Origin of the sequence: Mesorhizobium sp. M7A.F.Ca.AU.002.02.1.1 (genome assembly GCF_003998535.1) — a bacterium.
Taxonomy (GTDB): domain Bacteria; phylum Pseudomonadota; class Alphaproteobacteria; order Rhizobiales; family Rhizobiaceae; genus Mesorhizobium; species Mesorhizobium ciceri.
This window is the reverse complement of record NZ_RZPB01000876.1, coordinates 1-2,247: the sequence shown is the minus strand read 5'-3', so window position 1 is coordinate 2,247 and position 2,247 is coordinate 1. Positions and strand designations below refer to the sequence as shown.

Sequence of the window (2,247 nt, the reverse complement as noted above, 5' to 3'; positions counted from 1 at the left end):
CAGGAGCCTGGTCGCATGACATCGTCCAAAAGCCGCTTCAGCGCGCTCAACCAGCAGGTGCTGCGTTTCGATGAAGAGGAGATCAAGCCGCTCGGCGCCGCGGAGCGAGCCGGCCTGATCCGCCATTTCCGCGCCGCGCTGGCGCACGCCGACATCGTCATCCTGTCCGATTACGGCAAAGGCATCCTGCTCGACGGCGTCGCCGGCGACTTGATCGCCATCTGCCGCGAGGCTGGAAAGCCGGTGCTGGTCGACCCGAAGGGCCGCGATTACGCGCGCTATGCCGGGGCGACCGCCATCACCCCCAACCGCAAGGAACTCGGCGAGGCCGTCGGCCATGCGGTGTTCGCCGATGACGAGATCGTGGCTGCCGCGCGCCAGCTGATTTCGGCACATGGTTTCGATTTCGTCGTTGCGACGCGCAGCGAAAAGGGCATGAGCGTGGTCGGCCCCGACGAGGCGCGCCACATCGCCACCCAGGCGCGCGAAGTGTTCGACGTTTCGGGCGCCGGCGATACGGTGATCGCGAGCTTCGCGCTGGCGCTGGCCGTAGGCGCCGATACGGTCATGGCCGCTTCGATCGCCAATGCCGCTGGTGGCGTCGTTGTGGGAAAACGCGGCACAGCGCGGCTGACGGTCGAGGAACTCACCGGCGCGCTGTTCCGTTCACATGGGCCGACCGCCCACAAGGACGCCATCCTCGACGCCACATCGGCCGCCCGCATGGTGGCGGCGTGGAAGGAAGAGGGCCTGAGCGTCGGCTTCACCAATGGTTGCTTCGACATCCTGCATGCCGGCCATGTCAGCTTGCTGCACGCGGCGCGAAGCCAGTGCGACCGGCTGGTGCTCGGCCTCAACAGCGATGCCTCGGTGCGGCGCCTGAAGGGCGCCGGCCGGCCGGTCAACGACCAGCACGACCGCGCCTGCGTGCTGGCAGCACTCGCCTCGGTCGACGCGGTCGTGGTGTTCGAGGAAGATACGCCGCTGGCGCTGATCGAAGCGCTGCTGCCCGACATACTGGTCAAGGGCGCCGATTACACGGTCGATACCGTGGTCGGCGCCGATGTGGTGCAGAAGGCCGGCGGACGCGTCGTGCTGGTCGATCTCGTCGCTGGAAAAAGCACCACCAACACCATTGGCAAATTGCGCGCCGGCGGCACCACAAACTGAGGGTTTCATGTCCGACTTGAACGATTACCTTGTCCGCTCGGCGGCTGCCATATCAGCCATGGTCGAACGGGACCTGACCGGTGAGATGGAGCGGGCGGCGAGCGCGGTGGTGACGGCGCTTTCGTCGGGGAAGGCCTTGCTCATCGCCGGCAATGGCGGCTCGGCCAGCGACGCCATCCACATTGCCGGCGAACTGGTCGGCCGCTTTCTCAAGGAGCGCAAGGCCTACAATGTCATCGCGCTGCCGGCCAATGCGGCGGTGCTGACCGCCTGGGGCAACGACTATGGCTTCGACACGGTGTTTTCGCGCCAGGTCGAGGCGCATGGCGCGGCCGGCGGCGTGCTTCTGGCAATCTCGACCAGCGGCAATTCGCCGAGCATCCTCGCCGCCGCCGAACAGGCACGGAGGATGGACATGACGGTGATCGGCATGACCGGCGATACCGGCGGCAAGCTGAAACCTCTGTCCGATATCCTGCTCAACGTTCCGTCGACCTCGACGCCGATCATCCAGCAGGGGCATCTGTGCCTTTATCATCATCTGTGCGAGGTGGTCGAAGCGCGCCTCAGCAATGGCTGATCCCACGACCTCTGGCCGCTATCCGCTGGCTGAGCCGGGCCTGTGGGTCGAGCAGGTCGGCTCAAAGGTGTTCGCCGCCGGCTCTCCGGCGCTGTTCCTCGACCGCGACGGCACCATCAATATCGATACGGGCTATCCGGATGATCCTGGCGAAATGGTGCTGCGCGCGGATATAGCCGCGGTGATAGCCGCCGCCAACGGGGCCGGCATTCCCGTCATCGTCGTCACCAACCAGTCCGGCATCGCGCGCGGCTATTTCGGCTGGAGCGATTTCGCCGCCGTCAATGGCCGCGTGCTCGAACTGCTACGCGCCGACAATGCGTTCGTCGACATGGTCCTTGCCTGCGCCTATCACGAGGCGGGCTCCGGCCCGCTCGCGGCCGCAGATCATCCGATGCGCAAGCCCAATCCGGGCATGCTGCTGGAGGCGGCCAGTCGCCTCGGGCTCGATCTGCGGCGTTCGCTGATCGTCGGCGACAAGGAGGCCGACATGGAGG

3 protein-coding genes are annotated in these 2,247 nt (G+C 66.3%); all 3 read left to right on the top strand.

Annotated elements, in window-relative coordinates; genetic code table 11:
* Positions 1 to 1,170: D-glycero-beta-D-manno-heptose 1-phosphate adenylyltransferase (rfaE2, locus tag EN879_RS32710; RefSeq protein WP_127274549.1), on the top strand; the 1,170-nt coding region annotated here is incomplete at its 5' end.
* A gap of 7 nt (positions 1,171 to 1,177) precedes the next feature.
* Entirely contained in the window at positions 1,178 to 1,750 is a 573-nt protein-coding gene (locus tag EN879_RS32705; RefSeq protein ID WP_024504153.1) for an SIS domain-containing protein, read from the top strand.
* Positions 1,743 to 2,247, top strand: a 505-nt coding sequence (locus EN879_RS32700; protein ID WP_127274548.1) for an HAD-IIIA family hydrolase, incomplete at its 3' end; no start/stop codon positions are given. The genes EN879_RS32705 and EN879_RS32700, both read left to right, overlap by 8 nt.